Consider the following 26272-nt stretch of genomic DNA (forward strand, 5'->3'; position numbering starts at 1 on the left):
CGTACCCCCGTCCGTCCACCACGCCCCCCGGAGCCGCCCGTGTCCTCGTTCGACCTCCTGCCCGGTGCCGCCGCCTCGCCCGTCCTGCTGCACGTGCCGCACTCCGCGCGGGCGGTGCCGCACGACGTACGGGACGGCATCGTGCTGGACGACGCGGAGCTGGCACGGGAGCTGGACCACATCACGGACGCGCACACCGCGGAGATCGCCGAGCGGGCCGCCGCGCTCGCCGGGGTCCGGCCCTGGCGGTTCGTGAACCGGCTGTCCCGGCTGGTGGTGGACCCGGAGCGGTTCCCGGACGAACGCGAGGAGATGCTCGCGGCCGGGATGGGCGCCGTGTACACGCGGACCACGCACGGCGGGGAACTGCGGGCCGCGGACACCGACCCGGAGCCGCTGCTCGCCCGCTACTTCCGGCCGTACGCCGAGGCCATGACGGATGCGGTCGCCGGACGGCTGGCCGCCACCGGGCGGGCCGTGATCATCGACGTGCACTCGTACCCGGCCGCGCCGCTCCCCTACGAACTGCACGGGAGCGGGCCGCGCCCGCCGGTGTGCCTGGGGACGGACGCCTTCCACACCCCGCCCGCGCTGACCGGGGCCGCGCGCAAGGCGTTCGCCGGCTGCGGGGAGACCGGGCTGGACAGCCCGTTCGCGGGGACGTACGTGCCGCTGGAGTTCTACGGCACCGACGCGCGGGTCGGCGCGCTCATGGTGGAGATCCGGCGGGACCTGTACATGACCGAGCCGGGCGGTCCCGCCGGACCGGGCCTGGACCGGCTCGCCTCGGCGCTGGCCGCGCTGGTCGACGCCCTGTAGCCGGCCGAGCCCCGCACCCGGGCGGTTCCCGGCCCGCGTGTCAGGCCCGCAGCCACTCGGTGACGATCACCTCCGCGCCGGTGCTCAGCCGCAGGGCGAACGGGCCGGCCGGTGGTGTGTGGCCGGTGAACCGGCCGAGGGCGTCCGCCTCGACCGGGCGCGCGTCCCGGGGGCCGCCGAGCACCTCGATCCGGGCCGGCTGCGGCGGCAGCACCTGGCCGATCAGCCCGTCGGCGGTGACCTCGACGTCGACGGTCACCGCGCCCGCCCGGAACGTCAGCATGCGCGGGGCGTCCACCGCTCCCCGCACCGGCAGCGCGTCCACCAACGAGTCGAACGTCAGCTCGGCGAGCCGGGCGTCCAGGTCGTGCAGGGCGTAGGCGTCCAGGGCGCTCTGGAGCAGCTCGGCCGGGACCGGGTCGAGAACGGCGGCGGCCTGGCGCAGCTCCTCCTCCAAGAGCGTGTCCGCGTACAGGTCCCGGTCGTCGGGTACGGCGTCCCGGCCTGCTTCGTCGTCGGCGTTCACAGCGCACCCCGTGTGTCCATCCGGGCCCGCAGCCGGCGCAGACAGCGCTGGCGCAGCGGGCCGATGCTGCCGACCGCGATGCCGAGGGCGGCGGAGATCTCCCCGTAGCTGGGGGGCGGCGAGGCCATCAGCACGCGCAGCAGCTGCCGGCAGCGCTCGCCCAGTGAGTCCAGTTCCTGCCAGAGCCGGCGGACGCGCTCGGCCCGGTCCGCCGCCTCCTCGCTGTCGATCAGCGACTCCTCCGGGGTCCGGTCCTGGCTGGCCCGGTCGAGCAGCTGCGGATCGTCGGTCAGGGTGAGCCGCGTCAACTGCCGCAGCACCTTCAGGCATTCGTGGCGGGCGGTACTGGCCAGCCAGGCGGCGGTCTTCTCGGGTTCCCGGATGCGGCCCAGGTGCTGGGCGAAGCGGAACCACACGGTCTGGAAGACCTCGTGCCCGTCGGCGTCCGAGAGGCGGTGGGCGCGCACCACCGACCACACCAGCGGACTCATCCCTTCCACCAGCGCCTTCCAGGCCGCGGCGTCCCCGTCGACGGCGGACTGGACCAGCGCGCCGACCTCTGCTCGGTCCACGGCTCCACCCCTTGTGTACGGCACGTCATCGTACGCCGCGGAGCAGAGGGTTCCGGCCGTCATGCGGGGAGCGCCGGGATCACGGTGCGGACGGGGCGCCAGGTGGGCGGACGGAGCGCGGGAACGTGCGCCCCGCGCACCTCGGCCCGGTCGGTGCCGGCCGCCAGCAGCCGGGTGGCGGCCGTCCTCGGCTCCCGCTCCGCGTACGCCGTCATCCGGGCGGCGACGAGCCCGGCGGCCACCGGCGCGGCGAAGGAGGTGCCGCTCCACTGCGCGAGCCCGTCGAACATCACCTGGTCCGGCTTGCCGCCGGTGTTCTCCCGGGCCTCGCTCAGCACGCCGGTGTGGCGCGGGTACCGGCAGGTGCAGGCGTAGTCGGACCCGTAGCGGCAGTCGTCGTAGGTGGAGTGCTGGTAGACGTACGGCACGGGGGTGACGAAGCCGGTGAGGGCGCTGGTGAGGCGCTCGCCGGGGGCGTGGACGCGCACCCAGGGGCCGTGGTTGGTGAAGCAGGCCCCCGACTCGCCGTCCGCGCGCAGGGCACCGACGGAGAGCACGCAGTCGGCGTACTCCGGCCGGGCGGCGTACGCGGCGGGCCAGAACGGGGTGTCGCTGCCGTTGTTGCCGGCGGCGGCGACCAGCAGGGTGTGCCCGCCGCGCAGTTCCCGCATGAACGTGTCGAGCCCGATCAGGCCGTCGGTGTCCGCGGCCGGGGTGCCGGCGGACAGGCTGATGATGTCCGGCCAGCCGTCCCGGTCGACGGCCTCGAAGAGCCGGCCGGCGAACTCGGACTCCAGGACGGCGCCCGCGTCGTTGAGGGTGCCCCGTACGGTGATGTCGGTGTTGGGCGCGAGGGCCGCGACGATCCCGGCGATGAACGTGCCGTGTCCGACGTACTGGTGGAGCACCCCGTCGGCGTCGGTCTCGGTCAGCTGGGCGTCGCCGGTGGTGTGGGCGAGCGGCGGGTAGGCGAGGTGGTCGTGGACCAGCCCGGTGTCGATCACCAGGACGCGGACCGCGGTGGCCGGGTCGTGACCGCCCCCGGCGACGGCCGGGTTGGCGGCCTCGGTGCGCGGGGCGGGCACGGGCTCGTCGCCGGGGCAGGCGTTGACCGCGATGTGCAGCACGTGGTTGCGGCCGGCCAGCCGGCGGCCCCGGCGCCGCTCGGCCGCCCGCACGGCGCGCAGCGCGTGCGGCACGGCGTCCTCGCCGCCGGCCGGGTCGCCGACCCGGACCCGGGTGACGCCGGTACGGTCCGCCGCCGGGCCCACCCGGCCCACGTGGTCGGGGACGAGGCCCGGGGTCTCGGTGAAGTGGGCGCGCACGGCGTCCTCGACGAACCGGGCCTCCTCGCCGCCCCGGACGAGGACGACGCCCTTCTCGTAGAGGAGGCCGGGGGTGTCGTCGGGCCCCATGGTGAGGGGGACGTCCGGCAGGGAGCGCCGGATGTGCTCGAACTGCTCGTGCCATCTCTGTGGTGCCATGTCGTGATCTCCCCCTCGGGACGGTGTCCGACAGTGAGAGCCGCGGGACCACCGTCTGATACAGCGGGCCACTACCATGCGAGACGTGACAGCGGGAAGCGAGTCGGTGCTCGAACTGCTGCCCATGGTGTTCGCCGATCCGGGCGAGGCCCGGGCACGCGCCGAAGACGTCCTGCGCTCGGCCGCACCGCCGTCGCACGCCAGCGTCGCCCACCAGGTCCTCGGCATCTGGCAGCGGGACTTCGGGGACCTGCGCATCGCGCTGCGGCACCTGCGGCGGGCCCGGGACCTGGCCGCGCGCGCCGAGTCGGCCGACCGGGAGGCCGACGTGCTCGCCACGCTGGGGGTCGCACTGGTGCACGCGGGGCGCACGCGGCAGGGGCTCGCCTCGTTCGAGCGGGGGGTCGCCCGGGTCGGCGGACACACCCGGGCCCGGGTGCTGTTCCGGCGGGCGTACGTGTGGTGGGTGCTGGGCCGTCACCGCGAGGCGCTGGAGGACGTACGGCGGGCGCTGCCGGTGCTGCGGCAGGCCGGGGACGACATCTGGACCGCGCGGGCGCTGACCCTGCGGGCCACCGTGCACCTGGCCGTCGGGGCGGTGGACCGGGCGGTGGCGGACTTCACGGCGGCGGAACGGCTGTGGGACACCACCGGCCAGGAGCACGACAAGGCCGACGCCGTGGAGAGCCGGGGGCTCGCCGCGTTCCGGTCCGGGGACATCCCGGCGGCGCTGCGGCTGTTGGACGAGGCCGAGGAGCGGTACGCCAAACTGGGCACGCCCACCTACAACCTGTCGATCCGGCGGTGCGAGGTGCTGATGGCGGCGGGACTCGCCCCGGAGGCGCTGGCCGAGGCGGACGCGGCCGGCGCGGCGCTGGACCGGATCGGCGGACAGTCCACCCGCAGGGCCGAGCTGCTGCTCGCGGCGGCCCGGGCCGCCCGCTCGGCCGGCGACCCGCACACCGCCATAGCCCGCGCCGCCGTCGCCGTGCGGCTGTTCGCGGCGCAGCGCCGGACGTGGTGGGAGACGCACGCCCGGCTGGTGCTGATCGAGGCACGGGTGGCGGCCGGGCGCCGGTCGGGGCGGCTGGTCGGGGACGCGGCGGCGGTCGCCGAGCGGCTGGCCTCCTTCGGCTCGCCCGCCGCCCCCGAGGCCTCGCTCCTCGCGGGCCGGATCGCGCTTGCGCTGGGCTGGACGGCGGACGCCGAACGGCACCTGGCGGTGGCCGCCCGCGGCCGGAACTGCGGGCTGCCGCCGGCCCGGATGACCGGCTGGGCGGCGCAGGCGCTGCGGGCGCGGGCCGCCGGCTCGCGGCGCGGCGTGCTGGAGGCGTGCCGGCGCGGCCTGGACGTGCTGGACGACCACCGGATGACGCTGGGTGCCTCGGAGCTGCGCGCCCACGCCACCGCGCAGGGTGCCGAACTGGCCGCGCTGGCGCAGGAGGTGAGCCTCGCCCAGGGCAGTCCGCGGCGGCTGCTGGTGTGGAGCGAGCGGTGGCGGGCGACCGTGCTGTCCGCGCCGCCGACGCGGCCGCCGCACGATCCGGCGCTGCTGAGCGGTCTCACCGCCTACCGGGAGATAGCGGCCCGCGCGGAGACCGCCCGGATGGAGGGCCGCCCGGTGCCCGCGCTGGAGCGCGAACAGCGGCGCCTGGAACGGGAGATCCGCTCCCGGACCCGTCACATGGGTGGCGCCGCCGCCGGCGCCGGGGACCGCCTCGACGTGCCCCGGCTGCTGGACCGGCTCGGTGACGGGTGGCTGGTGGAACTGGCCGTCGTGGACGGCCGGGTGCACGTGCTGCTGTGCGGGCAGGGCCGGGTGCGGCGCTTCACCGGCGGGTCGCTGGCGGATGCGGTGGCCGAGGCCGGTCACGTGCAGGCCGGGCTGCGGCGGCTCGCGCACCCGGGTGCCGAGGCGCGGCTGCCGCTGGTGGAGGCGGCGGGCCGGCGGCTGGAGGAGTTGCTGCTGGCCGGGGCCGCGAAGTGGCTCGGTCCCGGCCCGGTGGTGATCGTGCCGCCGGGGGCGCTGCACCGGGTGCCGTGGGCGCTGCTGCCCTCGCTGCGGGAGCGGGTGCTCAGCGTGTCGCCGTCGGCGGGCAGCTGGCTGCGCGCCCGGGAGACGGAACCGCCGCCGGAGGGGCCGCCGGTGCTGGTGCGCGGTCCCGGCCTGGCGACGGGCGGCGCGGAGGTCCCCGGACTGGCCGGCCGGTACGGCACGGCGACGGTCCTGGAGGACGACGACGCGCAGGTGCCCCGGGTGCTGGCGGAACTCGACGGCGCGGGCCTCGCCCACATCGCGGCGCACGGCACGTTCCGCGCGGACAGCCCGCTGTTCTCCGCGCTGCGGATGGCCGACGGTCCGCTGATCGTCCACGACTTCGAGCGGCTGTCGCGCAGCCCGTACCGGATCATCCTGTCCAGCTGCGACACCGCCCGCCTCGCCTCGGTCGGCGCCGACGAACTTCTGGGGCTGGTCACGGCGTTGCTGCCGCTGGGCACGGCCGGGGTGGTGGCCAGCAGCGCGCCGGTCAACGACGCGGCGGTGGTGCCGCTGATGCTGGCCCTGCACAAGGGCCTCGGCGCGGGCCTGTCGCTGGCCGAGGCGCTCCGCGACGCCCGTACGGCGTTGCCGGGCGACGCGGTGCACCAGGCGACGGGCTGGGCGTTCGCCGCGTTCGGCGCGGCCTGAACCCCCACACCGAGGGCCCCGGTCCCCCAGGGCCCGTGTCCCCGGCCCCGCAATGCCCACGGCGCCTGGCCGGCCCACGCACCCAGGCTCGCTCACCAACGACCGCGGGGGCGGGGCCGGCCGCGGCTGGCGCGCCGGCAGCCCCGGGGCGGGCCGTGACATGCCCACGGTGCCCAGCCAACTCCGTGACACACCGGACGGTCCGCATAATGCCCTCCGTGCCCAGTCGGCCCGACACACACCCGGGCCGCCTCCCGCCCAGGCTCCCCCACCCCACCGACCACGGTGGACCACCCTGACCATGACTGGCGGGCCGTCGCCCCGGATCACGTGCCGCAATATCCGCCGTGCCCAGCCGGCCCCCCACACCCCCCGGGACCCCTCCCGCTCAGGCTCCCCCGCCCCACCGACCACGGTGGACCACCCTGACCATCACTGGCGGGCCGTCGCCCCGGATCACGTGCCGCAATATCCGCCGTGCCCAGCCGGCCCCCCACACCCCCCGGGACCCCTCCCGCCCAGGCTCCCCCGCCCCACCGACCACGGTGGACCACCCTGACCATGACTGGCGGGCCGTCCCCCCGGATCACGTGCCGCAATATCCGCCGTGCCCAGCCGGCTCCACACCCCCCGGGACCCCTCCCGCCCAGGCTCCCCCACCCACCGACCACTGCGGACCACCCCAGCCCCGACTGATGCGCCCATCACCCCGGACCACTCCCCGGAAGGTCCGCCGTGCCCAGCCGGCCCCACACACACCCGGGCCGCCTCACGCCCACGCCCCCACCCCACCCCACCAACCACGGCAGACCACCCAGCCCCCGACTGATGCGCCCATCACCCCGGGTCCCGCCCCGAAATGCCCACCGTGCCCAGCCTGCTCCACACACCCGGGCCCCTCCGGCCCCACCGCGGACCACCGCGCCCACGCCTGACAACGCCCGTCGCCCCCGGTCACGTCCCGGTATGGCCGCCGTGCCCGGCCGGTTCCGCGTGGGCGCGGGGCGGCTCGTGCCCGGGCTCGTCCGCGAGCCACGGCAGGGCGCCCCGGCCGCCGGTGCCCAGCCGGGTGTAGGCGCCGTACAGGTGGTTGCCCACGGTCCGCACGGACAGGGTCAGCCTCTCGGCGATCTCCCGGTTGCTGAGCCCCGCCGCCGCGAGGGAGACGATCTGCCGCTGCCGCGCGGTGAGTTCACCGAGGAGGAGCCCGGTCAGGGCCGGGGTACGGGCGCCGTCGCAGCGGCGGGCGAGCGCGACGGCCCGGGTGCGGGACAGCCGCGCGGCACGCGGGTCCCGGTGGGCCCGGGCGGCCTGCGCGTGCGCCTCCGCCGCGTACAGCAGGAAGCCGCGCCCCGCGAGCGCCCGGGCGGCCCGGTCCAGCTCCGTGCCGTCGCCGCGGGCCAGCGCCTCGGCGTGCCGCGCCAACACGCTGCCGGCGGGCAGCCGTCCGACCGCCTCCCCGGGGGCACCGAGCCGCACCGCGCGGTAGCGGGCGTGGACGTCGTCGGGGTCGGCCGGCTCCCCCGGTTCGCCCTCCGCCAGGGCCAGTTCGGTCCGGCACCCGGGATGCCCGGGCGCCTCCCGCAACCCCTCCCTCGCCCAGGCGGCGGCCTCCCGCAGCTCGCCGCGCAGCCGCGCGAACCGGGCGCGGACCGCGGCGTACCCGGCGGGCAGCGGGCCGCCCTCCTCCAGCAGCCACTCCCCGACGGGCGTCGGCACCGCCCGTACGTCGAACTCCGCCATCCGCCGCTCCAGCGTGCGCTGTTCGGCGGCCAGCGCCGGCCCGTACGCGTACGGCGCGCGGCCCAGCCGGCGGGCCCTGAGCCGGCCGGCCGTGGCGCGCAGCGCGGGGCCGTGCAAGGGGTGGGAGAGGGTGACGGCGCCCTCGTCGTCGACGTCGACGAGGCCGTCCGCCTCCAGGCGTTCGAGGGCGTCCAGGTCCAGCTCGTCCGCCGGCAGCGGCCGGGGTTCGGCGAACGCCAGGCGTTCCAGGGTGTCGCGCTCGCCCGGGCCGGACCGGGCCAGGGCGGGGGCGAGCCGGTCGCGGACGGCGGGGGTGACCGGCGGGGCGCCCCGCCAGGCCCGCTCGCCGGTGCCCGGGACGGGCGTGAGCCGTCCGGAGTCGGTGAGCGCGCTCACCAGGTCGCGCAGCAGCCGCAGGTCGCCCCGGCACGCCCGGTGCAGCCGGCGCACGGTGAGCGGTTCCAGCGCGGCGCCGGCGAGCAGCCGGGCGGTGTCCTCGCGGGACAGCGGGGCGAGGTCCAGCCGGGGCAGCAGTTCCCCGGTCCACAGCCGGGACACGGCGCCCGGCGCGGGCACCTCGTCCGCGGCGGCCACGACCAGCCGGGTGCGCCCGTGCACGGCGAGCTGGTGGACCAGGGCGGCGGAGGCCTCGTCCAGCAGCTGGGCGTCGTCCACGACGAGCAGCCGCACCCCGGACAGGGCGCGGACCGCGTGGTGCAGCGAGACGGTGCCGGGCAGCAGCGCGGCGAAGGCGCCGAAGGTCAGGTCGCGGGCCTCGGGCGTGCCGGTGACCCGGGCGTGGTCCGTGCCCCGCACCGCCTCCGTGACCAGCCGGGTCTTGCCGCGGCCGGCGGGTCCGGTCACCACGACGCCGGGCCGGCCGGCGGCCGACGCGCCGCGTACCGACTCCAGTTCGTCCTCCCGGCCCGTGAACGGCCAGGACGGTACGGGGATTCCCAGGTGCTGCTCGTCAGTTCTCACGTCATCCTGAGCGCGCGTACTCAGGTTTGATACAGGGCGAATTGAGTAGCCCTCGACTCAGGCCCCGGAGCGGGCGGTGGGGCACGCTGGCCGCATGACCCGACGCCTCTGCTCGCTCCCGCGGCAGCCGGCCCCGTCCTTCGCGCCGGGGCTGACCGCCGCGCGGCTGGGCGCGCTGCTGGCCGGGCGGCGGATGTGGGTCAACGGCACGGTGCTGCACTACTGCTTCCTCGACTCCCGCTCCGACGCCTCGGTCATCCCGGTCCCCGGGACCGGTGAGCTGCGCCGGGTGCCGTGGGCGGGCGGCGCGGAGCAGCGGGAGGTGGTCCGCGGCTGCTTCCGCGAGTGGCAGGACCTCGGCATCGGCGTGACCTTCACCGAGGTCGGCGAAGGTCACGAGGCGGAGCTGCGGATCGGGTTCCAGGCCGGGGCCGGCTCCTGGTCGGCGGTGGGGCGGGACGCGCTGTCGGCGGGGCGCGGCGAGCGCACCCTGAACCTCGGCTGGGACGTGACCGCGCCCGGGGAGCGCGGCGCGGTCCTGCACCAGATCGGGCACGCGCTCGGCATGGTGCACGAGCACCAGAGCCCGTCCGCCGGACTGCACTGGGACGACGAGGCCGTGTACGCCGAGCTGGCCGGCCCGCCGAACTTCTGGAGCCGGGAGACGACGTACACGAACGTGCTGCGCCGGCTGGACCCCGGTGCGGCGGACGGCTCGGTGTGGGACCCGCAGTCGGTGATGACGCTGCCGATCGGCCCGGGGATGGTACTGGAGCCGGAGCAGTACCGCGGGGGGCTGCGCCCGCCCGGCGCCCCGTCCCCGGCCGACAAGGAGTTCGTGCTGCGGTGGTACCCGCCGCTGGGCCCGTCCGAGCCGGCCGCGCTGGCGCCGTTCCGGTCCGCGCCGCTCGTACTCGGACCGGGGGAACAGGCCGGCTTCACCGTCGAGCCGCCGGAGACCCGCGACTACACGGTGGGCACCTTCGGCGACACCGACGCCGTGCTGGTGGTCTTCGAGGAGCGGGGCGGGGAACCGCGCTTCCTCGCGGGCCACGACGACGGCGGCACCCCGGGGAACGCCGCCGTCCGGGTCCGGCTCGTCAGGGGCCGCCGCTACACCGTCCGGGTCCGCCTCTACTCGACGTGGGGCTCGGGAGAGACGGCCGTCATGTTCTGGTGACGGCACCCGGACGGCACACGGCCACGGTCCGGCGCCGGGGGAAGGGCCGCGGACGTCACCCACGGGGGAGGTGACGTCCGCGGCCACACCGGTGCCCGCGCCACGAACGCCGGTGCCCACGCCGCGAACGCCGTGTGGCCGGTGCGAACGCGGTGTGTCCGGGCGCGACGGCGGTGTTTCCGTCGTGCGAACGGTTCCACCGGTACGGCAGTGGGGGTGGCGGGGCGTGTGAGCATGACCGCATGCTCCCGGGAGAGGATCGTGCCGCCCGGCGGGTGCTGACCGTCTGACTGGCCGCGGGGCGGAACCGGTCGTACGTGGACGTCCGCACGCCCGTGACCGGGTCCGGCCGGTGCACGATCAGGGTGATCGCGAGGAACCTCACGACGCCGCCCGTGCGGCCGGGGCGTCCACGGCGTCGGGGTGGGCGAGTCCGAGGTGGTCGCGCAGGGTCGTGCCCTCGTAGTCGCTTCGGAAGACGCCCTGTTCCTGGAGGAGCGGAACGACCTTGTCGGCGAACGGGTCGAGGCCGCCGGGCGTGATGTGGGGCACGAGGATGAACCCGTCGGAGGCGTCCGCCTGCACGAAGTCGTTGATGGTCCGGGCGACGGTGGCCGGGGTGCCGACGAAGGTCTGCCGGTTGCCGTTGTTGATCACCAGGTCGCGGATGGACCACTTGTTGGCCTCGGCGAGCTGCCGCCACTCGCGGGCGATGGCGACCGGGTCGCGGTACATCCGGACCTGGGCGCGGCCCCGGGAGATGTGTTCGTCGCCGACCACCGGGTCGACGTCGGGCAGGGGTCCCTCCGGGTCGTACGCCGACAGGTCCCGGTTCCAGACGAACTCCAGGTGCTTGATGGCGGTGGCGCCGCTGACCTGCTGGCGGCGGACCTCGCGCGCCAGTTCGGCGGCCTCCTGGTCGGTGTCGCCGAGGACGAACGTCGCGGCGGGCAGGATGAGCAGCTCGTCGGGGCGGCGGCCGTACGCGGCGAGGCGGGACTTGACGTCGGTGTAGAAGGCCCGGCCCTCCTTCAGCGTGGCGTAGCGGCTGAAGATGGCGTCGGCGGTGGAGGCGGCGAACTCGCGGCCCTCGTCGGAGTCGCCCGCCTGGAAGATGACCGGGCGGCCCTGCGGGGAGCGCGGCACGTTGAACCGGCCCTGGATGTCGAAGTGCTTCCCCTCGTGGACGAAGGCCCCTGCCGCGGCGTCCTGGAGGAAGGTGCCGGCGGCCTGGTCGGCGAGGACCTCGCCGCCGTGCCAGGAGTCGAACAGCTCCTGGGTGGTGGCGAGGAACTCCTTGGCGCGGGAGTAGCGCTCCTCCTGCGGCAGGAAGCCGCCGCGGCGGAAGTTCTCGCCGGTGAAGGCGTCCCAGGAGGTGACGACGTTCCACGCGGCGCGGCCGTCGGAGAGGTGGTCGAGGCTCGCGAACTGGCGGGCCACCTCGTAGGGCTCGTTGAAGGTGGAGTTGATGGTGCCGGTCAGCCCGAGCCGGTCGGTGACGGCGGCGAGCGCGGCCAGCACGGTGAAGGTGTCGGGGCGGCCGACCACGTCCAGGTCGTAGATCTTGCCGCCCTGCTCGCGCAGTCTGAGCCCCTCGGCGAGGAACAGGAAGTCGAACTTGGCGCGTTCGGCGGTCCTCGCGAAATGCGCGAACGACTCGAACTCGATGTGGCTGCCGGCGGCCGGGTCGCTCCACACGGTGGTGTTGTTGACCCCGGGGAAGTGGGCGGCCAGGTGGATCTGCTTCAGCGGCTTGCTCATGGGGGCGGTCTCCCGGCTCAGGCGGTGGCTGCGGCGTAGCGGTTGGCGGGGCGGGCGAGGCCGAGGTGGCCGCGCAGGGTACGGGCCTCGTAGGCGTCCCGGAAGCGGCGGCGGCGCTGGAGTTCGGGCACCAGCTCACGGCTGATGCGGGGCAGGTCGTGGCCGGCGACGGCGGGGCGCAGCCGGAACCCGGTGAGCCCGCCGGCCGCCAGCTCCTCCAGCGAATCGGCCAGTTGGGCGGCCGTGCCGGCGAAGACGCGGGCGTCGCTGGTGTACGGCTCGCCGGCGAGGGCGTCGAGCCGGGCGAGACGGGACTCGGCCTCGGCCCGGCTGTCGTCGAGGAGGACGACGAGTTCACCGAAGACGTGCAGGGTGTCCCCGGCGCGGCCCGCCGCCTCCTGCTCGGCGCGGATCTCCGCGACGATGGCGCGGGCCTCGGCCGCGTCGTGCGGGGTGACGTAGCCGATGTCGGCCTGGCGGGCGACGAGCCGGTAGGGGACGGTCTGGTGGGCGAGGGCGGTGACCAGCGGCTGGCCCTGCGGCGGACGGGGCGTGATGGACGGGCCCTTGACGTCGAAGAAGCGGCCCTCGAAGTCGATGTAGTGCAGCTTGTCCCGGTCGATGAAGCGCCCGGTGGCCGCGTCCCGGATCTCGGCGTCGTCCTCCCAGCTGTCCCAGAGCCGGCGCACCACCTCCACGTAGTCGGCGGCCTCGTCGAACAGGTCGGTGAGCAGTTCCTGGGCGACCGGGCTCTCCAAGCCGGTGATGCGGGGGAGCGCGCGACGGCCGAAGTGGGCGTCCTCGTTCGGGCGGGCCGTGATCTGCACGCGCAGGCCGGCCCGTCCGGTGCTGACGTAGTCCAGGGTGGCGATCGCCTTGGAGATGTGGAACGGCTCCGTGTGCGTGGCCACCACGGTGGGGACCAGGCCTATGTGCCGGGTGAGCGGGGCGACGCGGGAGGCGATGAGGACCGCGTCGAGCCGGCCGCGGACCCGGTCCGTGCGCTCGTCGGGTGTCAGCGGGTCGTCGGACTGCGGGCCGAGACCGTCCTCCAGGGTGACGAAGTCGAGCAGGCCGCGCTCGGCCTCGGCGACGAGGTCGGCCCAGTACCCGGCGGTGAACAGGTCGCGGGGGCGGGCGGCCGGGTCGCGCCAGGACGCGGGGTGCCAGCCGGTGCCGTCCAGGGCGACGGCGAGATGCAGGTGTGCGGGAGGAGTTGGGGACACGTCGGTGCCTTCCTTGACGTCCGTACGGGAGGTCCGGCTCGCGGGCAGGGTGCGGCGAGGGGCGAGCGCGGCAGGAGGAGAACCGGGCCGGGGAGGCCGGGGGCAGCGGTCAGCGGCGACAGAGCGCGGCGGACACGCGCTGGAGGTCTATGTGCGGCCGGGAGTGCAGCCGGACGGAGCGGTAGGGGTGCGGGAGGCACAGCGGGCGCTGCCGCGGTCGTACGGGCGTCACGGCCGTCACCTTCCTCCCTCGGGCGGGGCGGGCCGGACCGGCGTCCGCCCGGCGGACCTCGTCACGACGCTCAACGCCCGGCCGGGAACGGTTGTTCCCGGGGTGCGCAGGTGCACGATGCGGGAACGGCGGCGCAGGGTGAACCCGATCGACTCGTACAGCCGGATCGCCGGCGTGTTGTCGGCGGCGGCGTGCAGGAACGGGGTGTCGCCGCGGTCCCGGATGCCCGCGGCGACCGCGCGCACCAGCCGGGTCGCCAGTCCCCGGCCGCGGTGTGCGGGGTCGGTGCACACGGCGCTGATCTCCGTCCAGCCGGGCAGCCGCAGCCGCTCCCCCGCCATGGCGATCAGCCGGCCGTGGTGCCGGATGCCGAGATAGGTGCCCAGCTCGACGGTACGGGTGAGGAACGGGCCCGGCCGGGTGCGGGCGACCAGGTCGAGGATGTCGGGCAGGTCGGCGGGGCCCAGCCGGACCGTCTCCGGGGCCGGTTCGGCGCGCAGCGCGGTGTCGACGAGCTGGACGCCCTCCCCCTCGGCGAGCGGTTCCCAGCCGTCCGGCACCCGGTCGACGGGCTTGACCCGTACGGTGGCCGAGGGCCCGGCCAGGATGTGCAGGTCGGTCCAGGCGGCCGGGTCCGCCGGGTCGGCGAGGGCGGCGAAGGCGTACAGCTCCGCCCGGTAGCGGGCCGCGCGTCCGTACCGTTCGGCGAGGTGCGCGTGGGGGCCGTCGAGCGCGGCCCAGACGGCGTTGTCCAGCGGGTGGCCGCCGGGCGGGACGGTGGGGGCGCCGCCTCCGCGGGCGTCGTTCGGGTGTGCCACGGAGGCGGGTTCCTCTCGTCGTCCGGGGTGGAGGGATCGGGTCAGGAGTTGGTCAGCGGCAGTCCGGGCGGGTTGACCTCGGACTCGGCGACGGCCTCGTTGGAGAGGTTGTAGGCGGCCAGCCACTTGGCGTACTGCCCGTTCTCGATGAGGTGGTCGACGGCGTCCGCGAGGGGCTTGGCGAGCCCGCTGTCCTTCTTGGCGGTGGCGGCGATCAGGCCCTGGAGCGTCTCGCCGGCGCCGGAGAAGGTGCCCGCGTTGCGCGTGGGGTCGGGCGTGTGCGCGGTCTGCCGCGCCCGGTAGGCCACGGAGGGGTTGGGGCCGAAGTAGGCGTCGATCTTGCCGCTGCGCAGCGCCAGGTTGATGGCGTTCTGGTCGGGGAAGTACTTGACGGTGAGCTTCTTGCCCTTCTTGGCGAGCCGGGCCTTCCACTCCAGGAGGATCTTCTCCTGGTTGGTGCCCGCGCCCACGGAGACCGTCCTGCCCGCGAGGTTCTCGTAGTCGCCGCCGAAGTTCCAGGTGCTCTTCTTCAGCACCTCGAAGGCGAGGTTGTCCTTGCGGTAGGAGGCGAACTCGTACTTCTTCTTGCGTTCCTCGGTGTCGGTGACGTTGGAGAAGGCCACGTCGACCTTGCCGCTGTCGACGCCGACGAAGAGGTTCTCCCAGGTGAAGTTCTTCACCACGGGCTCGAGTCCGAGGACCGCGGCCACCAGGCGGCCGAAGTCGGGCTCGGACCCGGTGAGGGTCTTCTGGTCGGTACCGATGAAGTCGAGCGGCGCGGTCCCCGCGGGCAGCCCTCCGACGCCGATGACGAGCTTGCCGCTCCTGCGCACGGACGCGGGCAGTTCGGCGCGGATGGGCTTCACCGTGGAGACCTTCAACTCGGTCTCCGTGGCCGCCCCGTTGGACAGCCGTCCGACGGTGACCGTGCCCGCGGCGTCGGTGGTGGCGGCCTCGCTGTCGCCCCCGCAGGCGGCGAGCCCGGTGGCGAGGGTGGCGACGGCGGTCGCCGCGGTGATGCCCCGGATCAGGCTGCGTCGGGAGAGGTGGGTAGGCATGGCGTGGCTGTCCTTTGTCTCGCTTGTCCCGCCGATGGCGGTGGTGGGTGTGGTGCCGTGGGGGGAGTTCGTGGGCGCGCCGGCCGGGGCGGGGCTCAGAGCACCTTGGCGAGGAAGTCCCGGGTCCGTTCGTGCCGGGGCCGGTCCAGTACCTCGCCGGGCGGGCCCTGTTCGACGATGCGTCCGCCGTCGATGAAGACGACCCGGTCGGCGACCTCGCGGGCGAAGCCGATCTCGTGGGTGACGATGACGAGGGTGGTGCCGCTGGTCGCCAGGTCCTTGATGACGGCCAGCACCTCGCCGACGAGTTCGGGGTCGAGCGCCGAGGTCGGCTCGTCGAAGAGGATCACCCCGGGCCGCAGGGCGAGGGCGCGGGCGATGGCGACGCGCTGCTGCTGTCCGCCGGACAGCTGCCGCGGGTAGGCGCCGGTCCGGTCGCCGAGGCCGACGCGGGTGAGCAGTTCGCGGGCGAGTTCCCGGGCGGCCGGCCTGCTCAGCCGGCCGGTGGCGACGGGAGCGGCGGCGACGTTGTCGAGGACGGTCAGGTGCGGGAACAGGTTGAAGCTCTGGAAGACGAAGCCGATCCGGCTGCGCTGGGCCAGGATGGCGCGTTCGCTGAGTTCCTTGAGCCGTCCGCCGTGCCGCTTCACACCGATCGGTTCGCCGCCCACGCTGACGTGGCCGATCTCGGGCTTCTCCAGGTGGTTGACGACTCTGAGCAGGGTCGACTTGCCGGATCCGGACGGGCCGAGGATGACCGTGACCTCGCCGGGGCGGATGGTCAGGTCGATGCCGTCCAGGACGCGGTGGGCGCCGTACCACTTGTGCACGTCGTGCAGTTCGAGCGCGGCGGGGACGGCCTGGTCGAGGGTGTCGGCGGTGGTCATACGGCGGCCTCCCTGCGCAGCCGGGCCCGCAGGCCGGCCAGTGCGGCCCGGGCGCGCTGCGACGGTGTCGGCGGCAGGGTGCGCGTGGCGCCCCGGGCGTAGTGCCGCTCGACGTAGAACTGGACGACGGACACGGCGCTGGTCAGGATCAGGTACCAGACGGTGGCGACGAGCAGCAGCGGCACGACGTCGCCCGGGTAGGTGCTGCCCAGCGACTGCACGGACCCGAACAGGTCGAGCAGGGACACGTAGAACACCAGGGAGGTGCTCTTGACCAGGCCGATCAGCTGGTTGACGTAGTTCGGGACGATGGAGCGCAGGGCCTGCGGGAACACGATCCGGCGGAACTGGTAGCCCTTGGGCAGGCCGAGCGCGGCGGCCGCCTCGTGCTGGCCCTGGTCGACGGAGAGGATGCCGCCGCGGACCACCTCGGCCGCGTACGCCGCCTCGTTGAGACTGAGACCGACGACGGCGATCGTCATGTCGGTGGCCAGCTTCGACTCGTCGAAGCTGACGAAGGCCGGGCCGAACGGCACGCCCAGGCTCAACGTCTTGTACAGGGCACTGAAGTTGTACAGGAAGATCAGGACCACGATCAGCGGCACGGAACGGAACAGCCAGGTGTAGGTCCAGCTGACCGCGCGCAGGACCGGGCTGCCGGAGAGCCGGGCGAGGGCCAGCAGGACACCGCCGAGGAGACCCGACAGGGCGCTGAGGGCGGCGACTTCGAGGGTGACGAGGAGTCCGTCGAGGACGGCCGGGCGCAGGAACCAGTAGCGGAACCGGTCCCACTGGTAGAAGGGGTTGGTGACCAGCCCGTGCAGGATCTGCGTGACCAGCACGACGACGACGGCGGTGACGATCCACCGGCCGGGCCGGCGCAGCGGCTGAACACGCTGCGCGGACAGGGGTCTTGGCGGGGCGTCGGTGGATGGTGGCGCCTCGGCGAGGGAGAGGGCGGCGCCTGGCGGTTCACTCATGGCGGACTCCGGCGGAATCGGACACACCCCGGGACGGCGGCGAGCGGGTGCGTACCCCGACGGCACTGGGCGCGGGGGCGGCGCACGGGAACGCGCGGAACCGGAGGCTGGGTGGACAACGGCACACCACGGGCAGGGCGTGCGGCGGGAACGCGGGGGGCTGGGAGGGGGCGTCAGCCCCGGCAGCGGGCCAGGCCCGGCGCGGTACACAGTGCGCTGTTCACGCGGAGCAGGTCGACGGCGCGGTCGGCGACGAGGAGGCCGGCGTACGACGGTACGCAGCCCTGGGGGCGGCTGTCGGCCGTCCTGGGGGCTGCGTACATGGCGTCACCTGTCACTGTTCCGGCCCGTGGGGCCTCGCGCTTACCGAAAAACGTCATCCGGTCCGGTCGTCACCTGGGGCACCCCACCGCGGTGCGAGGGTTGCCGGTCAGCGAGCCAGGGCTTGGCGCTGACGCTCATGACCGTTCTGAGCCGTAAGTAAGGCAGTCGTCCGTTCGAATGTCAACGGCTGTCCGCGCACTGGGCGCCGACAGCCCGCTCTCACCTGCGGGAAGCGTCCGAGCCGTCCGCCGCGTGACCGGCCCAGTCCAGGATCTGGACGGCGGCTCCGGCGGCCTCCAGGCCCTGGCAGCGGCCGTGGTGCCGACGGGCGATGCCGTCCAGGTCGACGTGGCGGCCGAAGGCCGGACGGGCGGTCAGACGGCGGGCGTAGGCCCACAGGGCGCGGTGGTCGGCGATGCGGTGCACGGCTGCGGCATCGAGGTGGCAGCGGTGGACGGTGTCCAACTGCACGAGAGCGACCCACAGTTCGACGTCGGCGGCGGTGAGACGGTCGTCCACCAGGTACTCCTCGGCGGTCAGCCGTCGTTCCAGCCGGCCCAGGGTGTCGAGCAGCACGTCCAGGGCGGCGGCCCGCTCGGCCGGGTCGGCACCGGCCCGGCCGGCGCGCTGCGCGGCCTCCTCGACGCCCTCGGCGCACATCCGTTCCACGGCCTCGATCACGGTCTCCAGGCCGTGCGGGTGGAGGCGCGCGTCGCCGTCACACCGGAAGAGGTCCAGGTCACGCAGGATGTCCGGGGCGTGGGTGCTGACGATGCGCCCGGACCAGTCGTCGCTGAGCACGGGGGCGAGGGCGGGGCCGGTGTGGTGGTGGGCGCTCGCCTCGTACAGCGGGCGCAGCGCCGTGTGGCCGCCGCCGGGCTGGTCCGGGACGGCGGGCAGGAGGTCGACCGGACAACTGGTGTCCAGTTCGAGCAGGCTGTGTCCGACCGCGAGGCGCAGCCCGTCCGGACAGGCGGTCGACAGGTGGAGCCGGTAGCGGTGCGGCACGGCGTAGTGGCCGCTGCGGGCGTCCCGGCCGATCCGGCCGCGGAAGAGGGGGGCGGTGCGGTGGGTGGACGGAGCGGCGGTGAGCGGAGTGATGGACATGCGTCTCCCCGGGGCGAGGGCGTGGTCATGGCGTGTGCGGACGAGGGCGTCGGCGGGGCGCGGCCGGACGGCGGGCTCACGGCGGGACGGCGGGGCGTGCCGCCGGGCGGTGGGCGCGGAGGAGCCCGGCTCAGCGGCGGCTGCTGATCGCGCTGGAGACGCGCAGCAGGTCGATGTGGCGGCGGGAGGTGAGCAGGAGTGCGCGCGACGGCGTCCGGCCCACTGGGCCGGTGACCGCTTCGAGGCGCGCCATGTTTTCCTACCTGTTCACTAGGATTCCCTCACCGGAGTGTCGATCCGCCGTCCCGTGGCGTCAAGGGGTCGTCCACGACCGGGACTCCGGGCGGGTGAGCGGGTGCCGGGCGAGGAGCACCGGGACCGCATTGGTGTTCCCGGCCACCCCCTCCTCAGCGAGTGAGCTATGTGACATAGTACTGGCGTGACGATGCGACCGACCTGTGATGTCGTGGTCGTAGGGGCAGGGATGGTGGGCGCGGCCTGCGCCCTGTACGCCGCCCGCGCCGGCCTCGACGTACGGCTGGTGGACCGCGGCCCGGTGGCCGGCGGGACCACCGGCGCGGGCGAGGGCAACGTGCTCGTCTCCGACAAGGAGCCGGGCCCCGAACTGGAACTCGCGCTGCTGTCCGCCACGCTGTGGGCGGAACTGGCGCGGGAGCCGGGCATGGCGATCGAGTACGAGCCCAAGGGCGGCCTGGTGGTCGCCCGCACCCCGGGCGCCCTGTCCGCGCTCGGGGAGTTCGCCGCGGGCCAGCGGGCCGCCGCGGTCACGGCCGTATCGGTCGACGCGGACGGACTGCGCCGCCTGGAGCCGCACCTGGCGCCGGACATGGCCGGCGGGGTCCACTATCCGCAGGACGCCCAGGTGATGCCCGCGCTGGCCGCCGCGCATCTGGTCCGCGCCTCCGGCGCCCGGCTGCACACGGGATGGACGGTGACCGGCGTGCTGCGCGCGGCGGACGGCGCGGTGTACGGCGTGCGCACCGACCGGGGCGACATCCACGCGCCGGTGGTGGTGAACGCGGCCGGCACCTGGGGCGGTGACCTCGCGGCACTCGCCGGTGTCCGGCTCCCGGTGCTCCCCCGGCGCGGATTCGTGCTGGTCACCGAGGCGTTGCCGCGCATGATCCGGCACAAGGTGTACGCCGCGGACTACGTCGCCGACGTGGCGAGCGACTCGGCCGGGCTGCGCACCTCGCCGGTCGTGGAGGGGACGGCGGCCGGTCCCGTCCTGATCGGCGCCAGCCGGGAACGGGTCGGTTTCGACCGCTCGCTGTCCCTGCCGGCGCTGCGCGCGCTCGCGGCCGGGGCGGTCGGGCTGTTCCCGTTCCTGGCGCGGGTCCGCGCACTGCGGAGCTACGCGGGCTTCCGGCCCTACCTGCCCGACCACCTGCCGGCGATCGGCCCCGATCCGAGGGTGCCGGGCCTGTTCCACGCCTGCGGGCACGAGGGCGCCGGCATCGGACTCGCCCCGGCCACTGGACGGCTGGTCGCGCAGACCCTCACCGGCCGGGCACCGGAGCTGGACCTCACGCCGTTCCGGCCGGAACGGTTCGACACCGACGGAGGCGAGAACCCGTGCGTCCACTGAGACGGCGTCCCGCGCGCCCACCGCGGCCGGCCCCGAGCCGGCCGGACGGGGCCTTCACCATCACCTTCGACGGCCGGCCCCTGCCCGCGCTGCCCGGCCAGACGGTCGCGGCTGCCCTGTGGGCGGCCGGCGTGACCGCGTGGCGCGCCACCCGCGGCGCCGGCCGGCCCCGCGGGGTGTTCTGCGGGATCGGCGTGTGCTTCGACTGCCTGGTGACCGTGGACGGGCGCCCCAACCAGCGGGCCTGTCTGGTCCCGGTGCGCCCGGGCGACGCGGTCCGCACACAGCCGGGGACCGGATGGGCCGACGCCCCGACACGGGACACGGGGGCGGACCATGGGTGAACGGCCGTCCCTCGCCGTCGTCGGCGCGGGCCCGGCGGGACTCGCCGCGGCCCTGGCCGCGGCCGCCCGCGACGTCCGGGTGCTCCTCGTGGACGCGGGCGGCCAGGCCGGCGGACAGTTCCACCGGCAGCCCGCCCCGGCCCTCGCCGCCCGCCGAGCGGGCTCCCCGCACCACCGGGGGCGCGGCTGGGAGCGGCTCCGGGACGGCCTCGCCCGGCACCGCGCGGCCGGCCGCGTCGTCCACCTGACGGACCGGCACGTCTGGTGCGTGACGCGTCAGGAGGCGACCGGGACGTTCACCGTGCACAGCCTGCGCGGCCCGGCGCAGGAGGAGGCCGGCACCGTCCGTGCCGACGGCGTGCTCCTCGCCACCGGTGGTTACGAGCGGGTGCTCCCCTTCCCCGGCTGGACCCTGCCCGGCGTGGTCACCGCGGGCGGCGCGCAGGCCATGCTCAAGGGCACCCTGGTGCTGCCCGGCCGGACGGCCGTGGTCGCCGGCACCGGGCCGCTGCTGCTGCCGGTGGCCACCGCGCTCGCCGGAGCCGGTGCCCGGGTCGTGGCGCTGGTGGAGTCCACCGGCCCCGGCACGCTGCTGCGCCGGGCGCACGCCCTGGCTTCCGAACCCGGCAAGCTCGCCGAGGGCGCCGGCTACGCGGCACGACTGCTGCGGCACGGCGTGCGCACGCTGACCGGGCACACGGTGGTGGAGGCACACGGCACCGACCGGCTGGAGGCGGTGACGGTGGCCGCGCTCGACCGCGACGGGCGCCCACGGCCCGGCAGCGCGCGGCGGCTGCGCTGCGACACCCTCGCCGTCGGTCACGGCATGCTGCCGCACACCGACCTCGCCGAGACCCTCGGCTGCGCCCTGTCCGGTACGGCCGTCCGGGTCGACGCCGAGCAGCGCACCGATGTGCCCGGTGTCTGGGCGGCCGGGGAGGCGACCGGTGTCGGCGGCGCGGACCTGGCACTCGCCGAGGGTCACATCGCCGGCCGCTCGGCCGCCGCCCGCCTGTACGGGACCGTCCCCGACCCGCGGGGCTGGGCCGCCGCGGCCCGGGCCAGGGCTCGGCTGCGGACGTTCGCCGAGGCCCTCGACGCGGCGTACGCCCCGCCCGCGCGCTGGGCGGAGGCGGTCCCGGACGACACGGTGGTGTGCCGTTGCGAGGAGGTCACCGCCGGGGAGGTGCGGGAGGCCGTCGGCGCGCTCGGCGCCGGTGACCTGCGCACCGTGAAGCTGCTGACCCGGGCCGGGATGGGCTGGTGCCAGGGCCGGATGTGCGCGCCCGGGGTGGCGGGGCTGGCCGGGTGCCCATTGACCGCCGGACGCCGTCCGTTCGCGCGGCCGGTCCCGCTCGGCGTACTGGCCGCGCTTCCGGAGCCGGAGATTCCAGGGCCGGAGACAGAGATGCCGCAGTCGGAGATCTCGCCGTCACAGATCCCGGAGCCAGAGATCCCGGAGCCAGAGATCCCGGAGCCACAGTAATATGTCACACCTCACTGAAGGGCCACCACACATGTCCGAGGCGCCCAAGCGTCCCTGGCGCGGCATCCTCGTCGCCACCGCTCTCCCGCTCACCGCCGACCTTCGCGTCGACCACGACCGCTACGCCGAACACTGCGCCTGGCTCGTCGCCAACGGTTGTGACGGCGTCGTACCGAACGGCTCACTCGGCGAGTACCAGGTGCTCACCCCGGACGAACGCCGGCGCGTCGTCCGGACCGCCGTGGCCGCGGTAGGCGGCGCGCGGGTGATGCCCGGCGTCGCCGCGTACGGCTCCGCCGAGGCCCGCCACTGGGCCGAGCAGGCGGGAGAGGACGGCTGCGGGGCGGTGATGCTGCTGCCGCCCAACGCCTACCGCGCCGACGAGCGGTCGGTCCTCGCCCACTACCGGGAGGTCGCGCGGGCGGGCCTGCCGGTGGTGGCGTACAACAACCCGGTGGACACCAAGGTCGACCTGGTGCCCGAACTCCTCGCCCGACTGCACGGCGAGGGGCTCGTGCGGGCCGTCAAGGAGTTCTCCGGGGACGTCCGCCGCGCCTACCGCATCGCTGAACTGGCCCCCGAGCTGGACCTGTTGGTGGGCGCGGACGACGTCCTACTGGAGCTGGCGGTGGCCGGCGCCAAGGGCTGGGTGGCCGGCTACCCCAACGCGCTGCCCCGGGCCTCGGCGGAGCTGTACCGTGCCGCGGTGTCCGGCGACCTCGCCACCGCGCTGCCGCTCTACCGGGAGCTGCACCCGCTGCTGCGCTGGGACTCGCGGACGGAGTTCGTCCAGGCGATCAAGATGTCGATGGACGTCGTCGGACGGTACGGCGGCCCGGTGCGCCCACCGCGCGTCCCGCTCCTGCCCGACCAGGAGTCCTCGGTCCGCGCGGCCACCGAGAAGGTTGTCGCCGCGGGCCTGGCGTGAGGGGGAGCCGTCCATGCGCAGCAAACTCGTCCTGCACGCCGTCGACTCGCACACCGAGGGCATGCCGACCCGTGTGATCACCGGCGGGATCGGCACCGTCCCCGGTGCGACGATGAACGAACGGCGGCTGTACTTCCGCGACCACCTCGACCACCTGAAGCGGTTGCTGATGAACGAACCGCGCGGCCACTCCGCGATGAGCGGCGCGGTCCTCCAGCCACCGAGCCGCCCGGACTGCGACTGGGGGGTCATCTACATCGAGGTCTCCGGCTACCTGCCGATGTGCGGGCACGGCACGATCGGGGTGGCGACCGTGCTGGTGGAGACGGGCATGGTCGAGGTGGTCGAGCCGGTGACCACCGTCCGGCTCGACACCCCGGCGGGGGTGGTGGTCGCCGAGGTGGCGGTGGCCGACGGTGCCGCGCGGCACGTGACCCTGCGCAACGTCCCGTCGTTCGCCGCCGGCCTGGACCGCACGGCCACCCTGCCCGACGGCCGCGAAGTCGCCTACGACCTGGCCTACGGCGGCAACTTCTACGCCATCCTGCCGCTCGACGCGTTCGGCCTGCCCTTCGACCGCGCCCGCAAGGACGACATCCTGGCGGCGGGCCTGTCACTGATGGGGGCGATCAACGAGCAGGCCGAGCCGGTGCACCCCGAGGACCCGTCGATCCGCGGCTGCCACCACGTCCACGTCCTCGCCCCCGGGGCCACCGCCCGGCACTCGCGGCACGCGATGGTCATCCACCCGGGCTGGTTCGACCGCTCCCCGTGCGGCACGGGGACGAGCGCGCGCATGGCGCAGCTGCACGCCCGCGGTGACCTCCCCCTCGGCACCGAGTTCGTGAACGAGTCGTTCATCGGCACCCGCTTCACGGGACGGCTGCTGGGCACCACGGAGGTCGCCGGGATCCCGGCCGTGCTGCCCAGCTTCACCGGTCGCGCGTGGATCACGGGTACCGCCCAGTACCTGCTGGACCCCACCGACCCGTTCCCGGAGGGCTTCGTCCTCTAGACTCACCGGGTGATGCGTGACATGGCACAGGACCAGCAGGGCGCGGAGTCGCCCGCACTCCCCCGGCTGGGCGGCCGGAGCAGCTTCCGCGAACGGGTCGCCGACGCGCTGCGCGCCGCGCTCATCGCGGGTGAGCTGCGCCCGGGCGAGGTGTACTCGGCGCCGTCGCTCGCCACCCGCTTCGGCGTCTCGGCGACGCCGGTGCGGGAGGCCATGCTGGACCTGGCCAAGGAGGGGCTGGTCGACACCGTGCCCAACAAGGGGTTCCGGGTCACCGCCGTCTCCGACAGACAGCTCGACGAGTACACGCACGTCCGTTCCCTCATCGAGATCCCCACCGTGGTGGAGCTGGCCCGGACGGCCGACCGCGTCTCCCTGGAGGCGCTGCGCCCGGCGGCCCGGGAGATCGTCAGCGCCGCGGCGGCGGGCGACCTGATCGGATACGTCGAGGCCGACACCCGCTTCCACCTGGGTCTGCTCGCCCTGGCGGGCAACGGCCACCTGGTCGAGGTCGTCGCCGACCTGCGCAAACGCTCCCGGCTGTACGGGCTGACCGCGCTGGTGGAGGCGGGCCGGCTGCTCGCCTCCGCCGAGGAGCACCTTGAGTTGCTCGACGCCCTGCTGGAGCGCGACGGGAAGGCCGTGCACGCGGTCATGACCCGGCACCTGGGCCACGTCCGGAGCCTGTGGGCGGCGACGGACTGACACTCCGCGGCCCCCGGCGCACCAACCCCGGAGGCCGTGTCCTCGACCCGGCACCGCCCGACCTCCCTGCACATCTGACGGCCGGCGAGCCCCACCGCGACGCTTTTTGCGCCCCCCGACAGACCACACAGGACAAAAAAAGGCGATTTTGCGCCAGAATGGCGCATCCCCGACCATGGGCCCGTCCCCGGCGATCCCGGGACCGTCAGTTCCATGAGAGGCGCACCACCCATGCACAGCACCGGGACCGCCACCCCGTCGGCTCCGGCCCCCACGGAGACGAGCACGGCTCCCGCCGGGGATCCGCACGGAGACTCCGGCAGGCACGCCCGCCGGTTCGGCCTGCCCGTCGCCACCGCGCTGGTGATGGGCAACATCATCGGCGGCGGCATCTTCCTCCTCCCCGCCTCCATCGCCCCCTACGGCACGATCAGCCTCGTCGCCTTCGCGGTGCTGACCGTCGGCGCGATCGCCCTCGCCCTGGTCTTCGGCCGGCTCGCCGCCCGCGACCCCCGTACCGGCGGGCCGTACGTCTACGCCCGCGAGGCGTTCGGCGACTTCGCGGGCTTCCTCGCCGCCTGGTCGTACTGGATCACCACCTGGGTGTCGAACGCCGCGCTCGCCGTGGCCGCCGTCGGGTACCTGGACGTGCTGATCCCGGTCCAGGGCCACCGCTGGACCGCGTGCCTGGCCGCCCTGACCCTCCAGTGGCTGCCCGCCCTCGCCAACTTCGCCGGCACCCGCTACGTGGGCGCCGTCCAGTTGGTGTCCACGGTGCTCAAGTTCGTCCCACTGCTGCTCGTGGCGGTCGGCGGACTCTTCTTCTTCGATCCCTCCAGGCTCGGGCCGTTCAACGCCGGCGGGCACAGCGCGGTCGGCGCGGTCTCCGCCTCCGCCGCCCTGCTGCTCTTCTCCTACCTCGGCGTGGAGTCCGCCGCCGTAAGCGCCGGCGAGGTCAAGGACGCCCGCCGCAACGTGGGGCGGGCCACCGTCATCGGCACCGCGGGCGCCGCGCTGGTGTACCTGCTGGGCACGCTGTCCGTGTTCGGTACGGTCCCGCACGGCCGCCTGCTCACCTCCACCGCGCCGTTCTCGGACGCCGTGAACACGATGTTCGGCGGAAGCTGGGGCGGTACGGCCGTAGCACTCGCCGCACTGGTGTCGATGACCGGCTGCCTCAACGGCTGGACGCTGCTGAGCGCGCAGACGCCGTACGCGGCAGCGCGCGACGGCCTGTTCCCGAGCGCCTTCGCGCGCCGGCGGCGGGGCGTGCCCACCGTCGGCGTCGGGGTGACCGTCGTCCTCGCCTCGTTGCTCACCGTCTACAACTACCTGTCGGGTTCGGGCCGGGTCTTCGAGGTCCTGGTGCTCGTCACCACGTTCACCGCGACCGTCCCGTACCTGCTGGCCGCGTCCGCGCAGATCTTCCACCTCGTCTCCGGACGCCCCGAGGAGGTCGACCGGGGGCGGCTGGTCCGCGACTGCGTGGTCACCGCGGTGGCGGCCGCCTTCTCGCTGTGGCTGATGGCGGGCGCCGGATACGCCGCGGTCTACCAGGGCACGTTGTTCCTGTTCGCCGGGGTCGTCGTCCACGCGGTGATGACGGCGCGCCGCCGACGCGGGCGGACACCGGCACCCGAGGCACGCTAGGGCCCCGCCCGACGGCCTGCGCGAAGCCTTGCCAGGCCGTCGGCGCACTTCTATCCTCCGGACATCAGAAAGCGCTTTCCCTCCCGGCGAGGGGGGAGCGCTGCCGCGTGGGCCGCTCACGGATGACGCCGTACTCGCACCGCCGCCG

The 26272-nt window shown here is 75.0% G+C and carries 24 protein-coding genes and 1 riboswitch; of the genes, 10 read left to right on the top strand and 14 right to left on the bottom strand.

Translation table 11 applies throughout. The annotated features are described in order from the left end of the window. The first annotated feature begins 39 nt into the window (after positions 1-39). Positions 40-819, top strand: a complete 780-nt coding sequence (locus ACIQVT_RS30365; protein WP_403761200.1) for an N-formylglutamate amidohydrolase — start codon at positions 40-42, stop codon at positions 817-819. A 40-nt stretch (positions 820-859) separates the two neighbouring features. On the opposite strand, the gene ACIQVT_RS30370 is transcribed toward ACIQVT_RS30365, so the two are convergent. Genes ACIQVT_RS30370 through ACIQVT_RS30380 form a run of 3 tightly spaced genes read right to left on the bottom strand, consistent with a single transcriptional unit; the run spans position 860 to position 3401 of the window. Beyond that, positions 860-1345: a hypothetical protein gene (locus ACIQVT_RS30370; RefSeq protein WP_403761203.1), complete on the bottom strand. Its 486-nt coding sequence runs from the start codon at positions 1343-1345 to the stop codon at positions 860-862. Then, positions 1342-1980, bottom strand: a complete 639-nt coding sequence (locus ACIQVT_RS30375) for an RNA polymerase sigma factor (RefSeq protein ID WP_403761206.1) — start codon at positions 1978-1980, stop codon at positions 1342-1344. Before ACIQVT_RS30375 ends, ACIQVT_RS30370 begins: the two co-directional genes overlap by 4 nt. Then, a complete protein-coding gene (locus ACIQVT_RS30380; RefSeq protein WP_403761209.1) occupies positions 1977-3401 on the bottom strand; it encodes a S8/S53 family peptidase in 1425 nt (474 codons plus the stop codon). The genes ACIQVT_RS30375 and ACIQVT_RS30380 overlap by 4 nt, the downstream gene beginning before the upstream one ends. Before the next feature lie 76 nt (positions 3402-3477). Here ACIQVT_RS30380 and ACIQVT_RS30385 point away from each other — a divergent pair, with 76 nt between their 5' ends. Continuing rightward, on the top strand, positions 3478-6090 hold the full coding sequence (locus ACIQVT_RS30385) for a CHAT domain-containing protein (protein ID WP_403761214.1): 2613 nt from the start codon (positions 3478-3480) through the stop codon (positions 6088-6090). 954 nt (positions 6091-7044) lie between these two features. Here ACIQVT_RS30385 and ACIQVT_RS30390 read toward each other — a convergent pair. Continuing rightward, positions 7045-8814 (bottom strand): LuxR C-terminal-related transcriptional regulator, encoded by a 1770-nt coding sequence (locus ACIQVT_RS30390; RefSeq protein WP_403761218.1) that lies wholly within the window; start codon positions 8812-8814, stop codon positions 7045-7047. Between the two features lie 94 nt (positions 8815-8908). Here ACIQVT_RS30390 and ACIQVT_RS30395 point away from each other — a divergent pair, with 94 nt between their 5' ends. Continuing rightward, positions 8909-9994, top strand: a complete 1086-nt coding sequence (locus ACIQVT_RS30395) for a M12 family metallopeptidase (protein WP_403761221.1) — start codon at positions 8909-8911, stop codon at positions 9992-9994. 381 nt (positions 9995-10375) lie between these two features. Here the strand turns inward: ACIQVT_RS30395 and ACIQVT_RS30400 are convergent, their stop codons facing one another. From ACIQVT_RS30400 to ACIQVT_RS30445, 10 genes are all read right to left on the bottom strand, one after another. Next, entirely contained in the window at positions 10376-11755 is a 1380-nt protein-coding gene (locus ACIQVT_RS30400; RefSeq protein ID WP_403761224.1) for an NtaA/DmoA family FMN-dependent monooxygenase, read from the bottom strand. A gap of 17 nt (positions 11756-11772) precedes the next feature. Beyond that, the gene (locus tag ACIQVT_RS30405; RefSeq protein ID WP_403761227.1) at positions 11773-12981 is read right to left on the bottom strand and encodes an LLM class flavin-dependent oxidoreductase; all 1209 of its coding nucleotides are present in this window, start codon (positions 12979-12981) and stop codon (positions 11773-11775) included. Positions 12982-13090: 109 nt separating this feature from the next. Beyond that, positions 13091-13213, bottom strand: coding sequence for a putative leader peptide (locus ACIQVT_RS30410; protein WP_361997623.1), 123 nt, complete (start codon positions 13211-13213; stop codon positions 13091-13093). A gap of 5 nt (positions 13214-13218) precedes the next feature. After that, positions 13219-14031 (bottom strand): GNAT family N-acetyltransferase, encoded by an 813-nt coding sequence (locus ACIQVT_RS30415; RefSeq protein ID WP_403761233.1) that lies wholly within the window; start codon positions 14029-14031, stop codon positions 13219-13221. A gap of 41 nt (positions 14032-14072) precedes the next feature. Continuing rightward, positions 14073-15089: an ABC transporter substrate-binding protein gene (locus ACIQVT_RS30420; protein ID WP_403761236.1), complete on the bottom strand. Its 1017-nt coding sequence runs from the start codon at positions 15087-15089 to the stop codon at positions 14073-14075. Positions 15090-15184: 95 nt separating this feature from the next. Beyond that, positions 15185-15976, bottom strand: a complete 792-nt coding sequence (locus tag ACIQVT_RS30425) for an amino acid ABC transporter ATP-binding protein (RefSeq protein ID WP_403761239.1) — start codon at positions 15974-15976, stop codon at positions 15185-15187. Then, positions 15973-16956: an amino acid ABC transporter permease gene (locus ACIQVT_RS30430; protein ID WP_403761242.1), complete on the bottom strand. Its 984-nt coding sequence runs from the start codon at positions 16954-16956 to the stop codon at positions 15973-15975. Before ACIQVT_RS30430 ends, ACIQVT_RS30425 begins: the two co-directional genes overlap by 4 nt. A gap of 173 nt (positions 16957-17129) precedes the next feature. Next, a complete protein-coding gene (locus ACIQVT_RS30435) occupies positions 17130-17279 on the bottom strand; it encodes a hypothetical protein (protein WP_163010620.1) in 150 nt (49 codons plus the stop codon). Between the two features lie 31 nt (positions 17280-17310). Then, positions 17311-17422: riboswitch (SAM riboswitch) on the bottom strand. A 77-nt stretch (positions 17423-17499) separates the two neighbouring features. Continuing rightward, entirely contained in the window at positions 17500-18387 is an 888-nt protein-coding gene (locus ACIQVT_RS30440; protein WP_403761246.1) for a glutathione S-transferase C-terminal domain-containing protein, read from the bottom strand. Between the two features lie 130 nt (positions 18388-18517). Further along, the gene (locus ACIQVT_RS30445; protein WP_403761249.1) at positions 18518-18640 is read right to left on the bottom strand and encodes a putative leader peptide; all 123 of its coding nucleotides are present in this window, start codon (positions 18638-18640) and stop codon (positions 18518-18520) included. A 186-nt stretch (positions 18641-18826) separates the two neighbouring features. Here ACIQVT_RS30445 and ACIQVT_RS30450 point away from each other — a divergent pair, with 186 nt between their 5' ends. The 7 genes from ACIQVT_RS30450 to ACIQVT_RS30480 all read left to right on the top strand — a co-directional run bounded on the left by ACIQVT_RS30450 (position 18827) and on the right by ACIQVT_RS30480 (position 26124). Then, entirely contained in the window at positions 18827-19996 is a 1170-nt protein-coding gene (locus ACIQVT_RS30450) for an NAD(P)/FAD-dependent oxidoreductase (RefSeq protein ID WP_403761252.1), read from the top strand. Positions 19997-20055: 59 nt separating this feature from the next. Next, entirely contained in the window at positions 20056-20340 is a 285-nt protein-coding gene (locus ACIQVT_RS30455) for a (2Fe-2S)-binding protein (RefSeq protein ID WP_403761670.1), read from the top strand. Further along, positions 20333-21826: an FAD-dependent oxidoreductase gene (locus ACIQVT_RS30460; RefSeq protein ID WP_403761256.1), complete on the top strand. Its 1494-nt coding sequence runs from the start codon at positions 20333-20335 to the stop codon at positions 21824-21826. The genes ACIQVT_RS30455 and ACIQVT_RS30460 overlap by 8 nt, the downstream gene beginning before the upstream one ends. A 31-nt stretch (positions 21827-21857) precedes the next feature. After that, positions 21858-22754 carry a dihydrodipicolinate synthase family protein gene (locus tag ACIQVT_RS30465; RefSeq protein WP_403761261.1) on the top strand — a complete coding sequence of 299 codons (897 nt, stop codon included), beginning with the start codon at positions 21858-21860 and terminating at the stop codon, positions 22752-22754. Positions 22755-22767: 13 nt separating this feature from the next. Further along, a complete protein-coding gene (locus ACIQVT_RS30470; protein ID WP_403761266.1) occupies positions 22768-23769 on the top strand; it encodes a proline racemase family protein in 1002 nt (333 codons plus the stop codon). Positions 23770-23781: 12 nt separating this feature from the next. Next, the gene (locus ACIQVT_RS30475; protein WP_403761269.1) at positions 23782-24474 is read left to right on the top strand and encodes a GntR family transcriptional regulator; all 693 of its coding nucleotides are present in this window, start codon (positions 23782-23784) and stop codon (positions 24472-24474) included. A gap of 231 nt (positions 24475-24705) precedes the next feature. Further along, on the top strand, positions 24706-26124 hold the full coding sequence (locus ACIQVT_RS30480) for an amino acid permease (RefSeq protein WP_403761272.1): 1419 nt from the start codon (positions 24706-24708) through the stop codon (positions 26122-26124). Positions 26125-26272: the final 148 nt, after the last annotated feature.

This window comes from Streptomyces sp. NPDC100445, assembly GCF_044759735.1.
Taxonomy (GTDB): domain Bacteria; phylum Actinomycetota; class Actinomycetes; order Streptomycetales; family Streptomycetaceae; genus Streptomyces.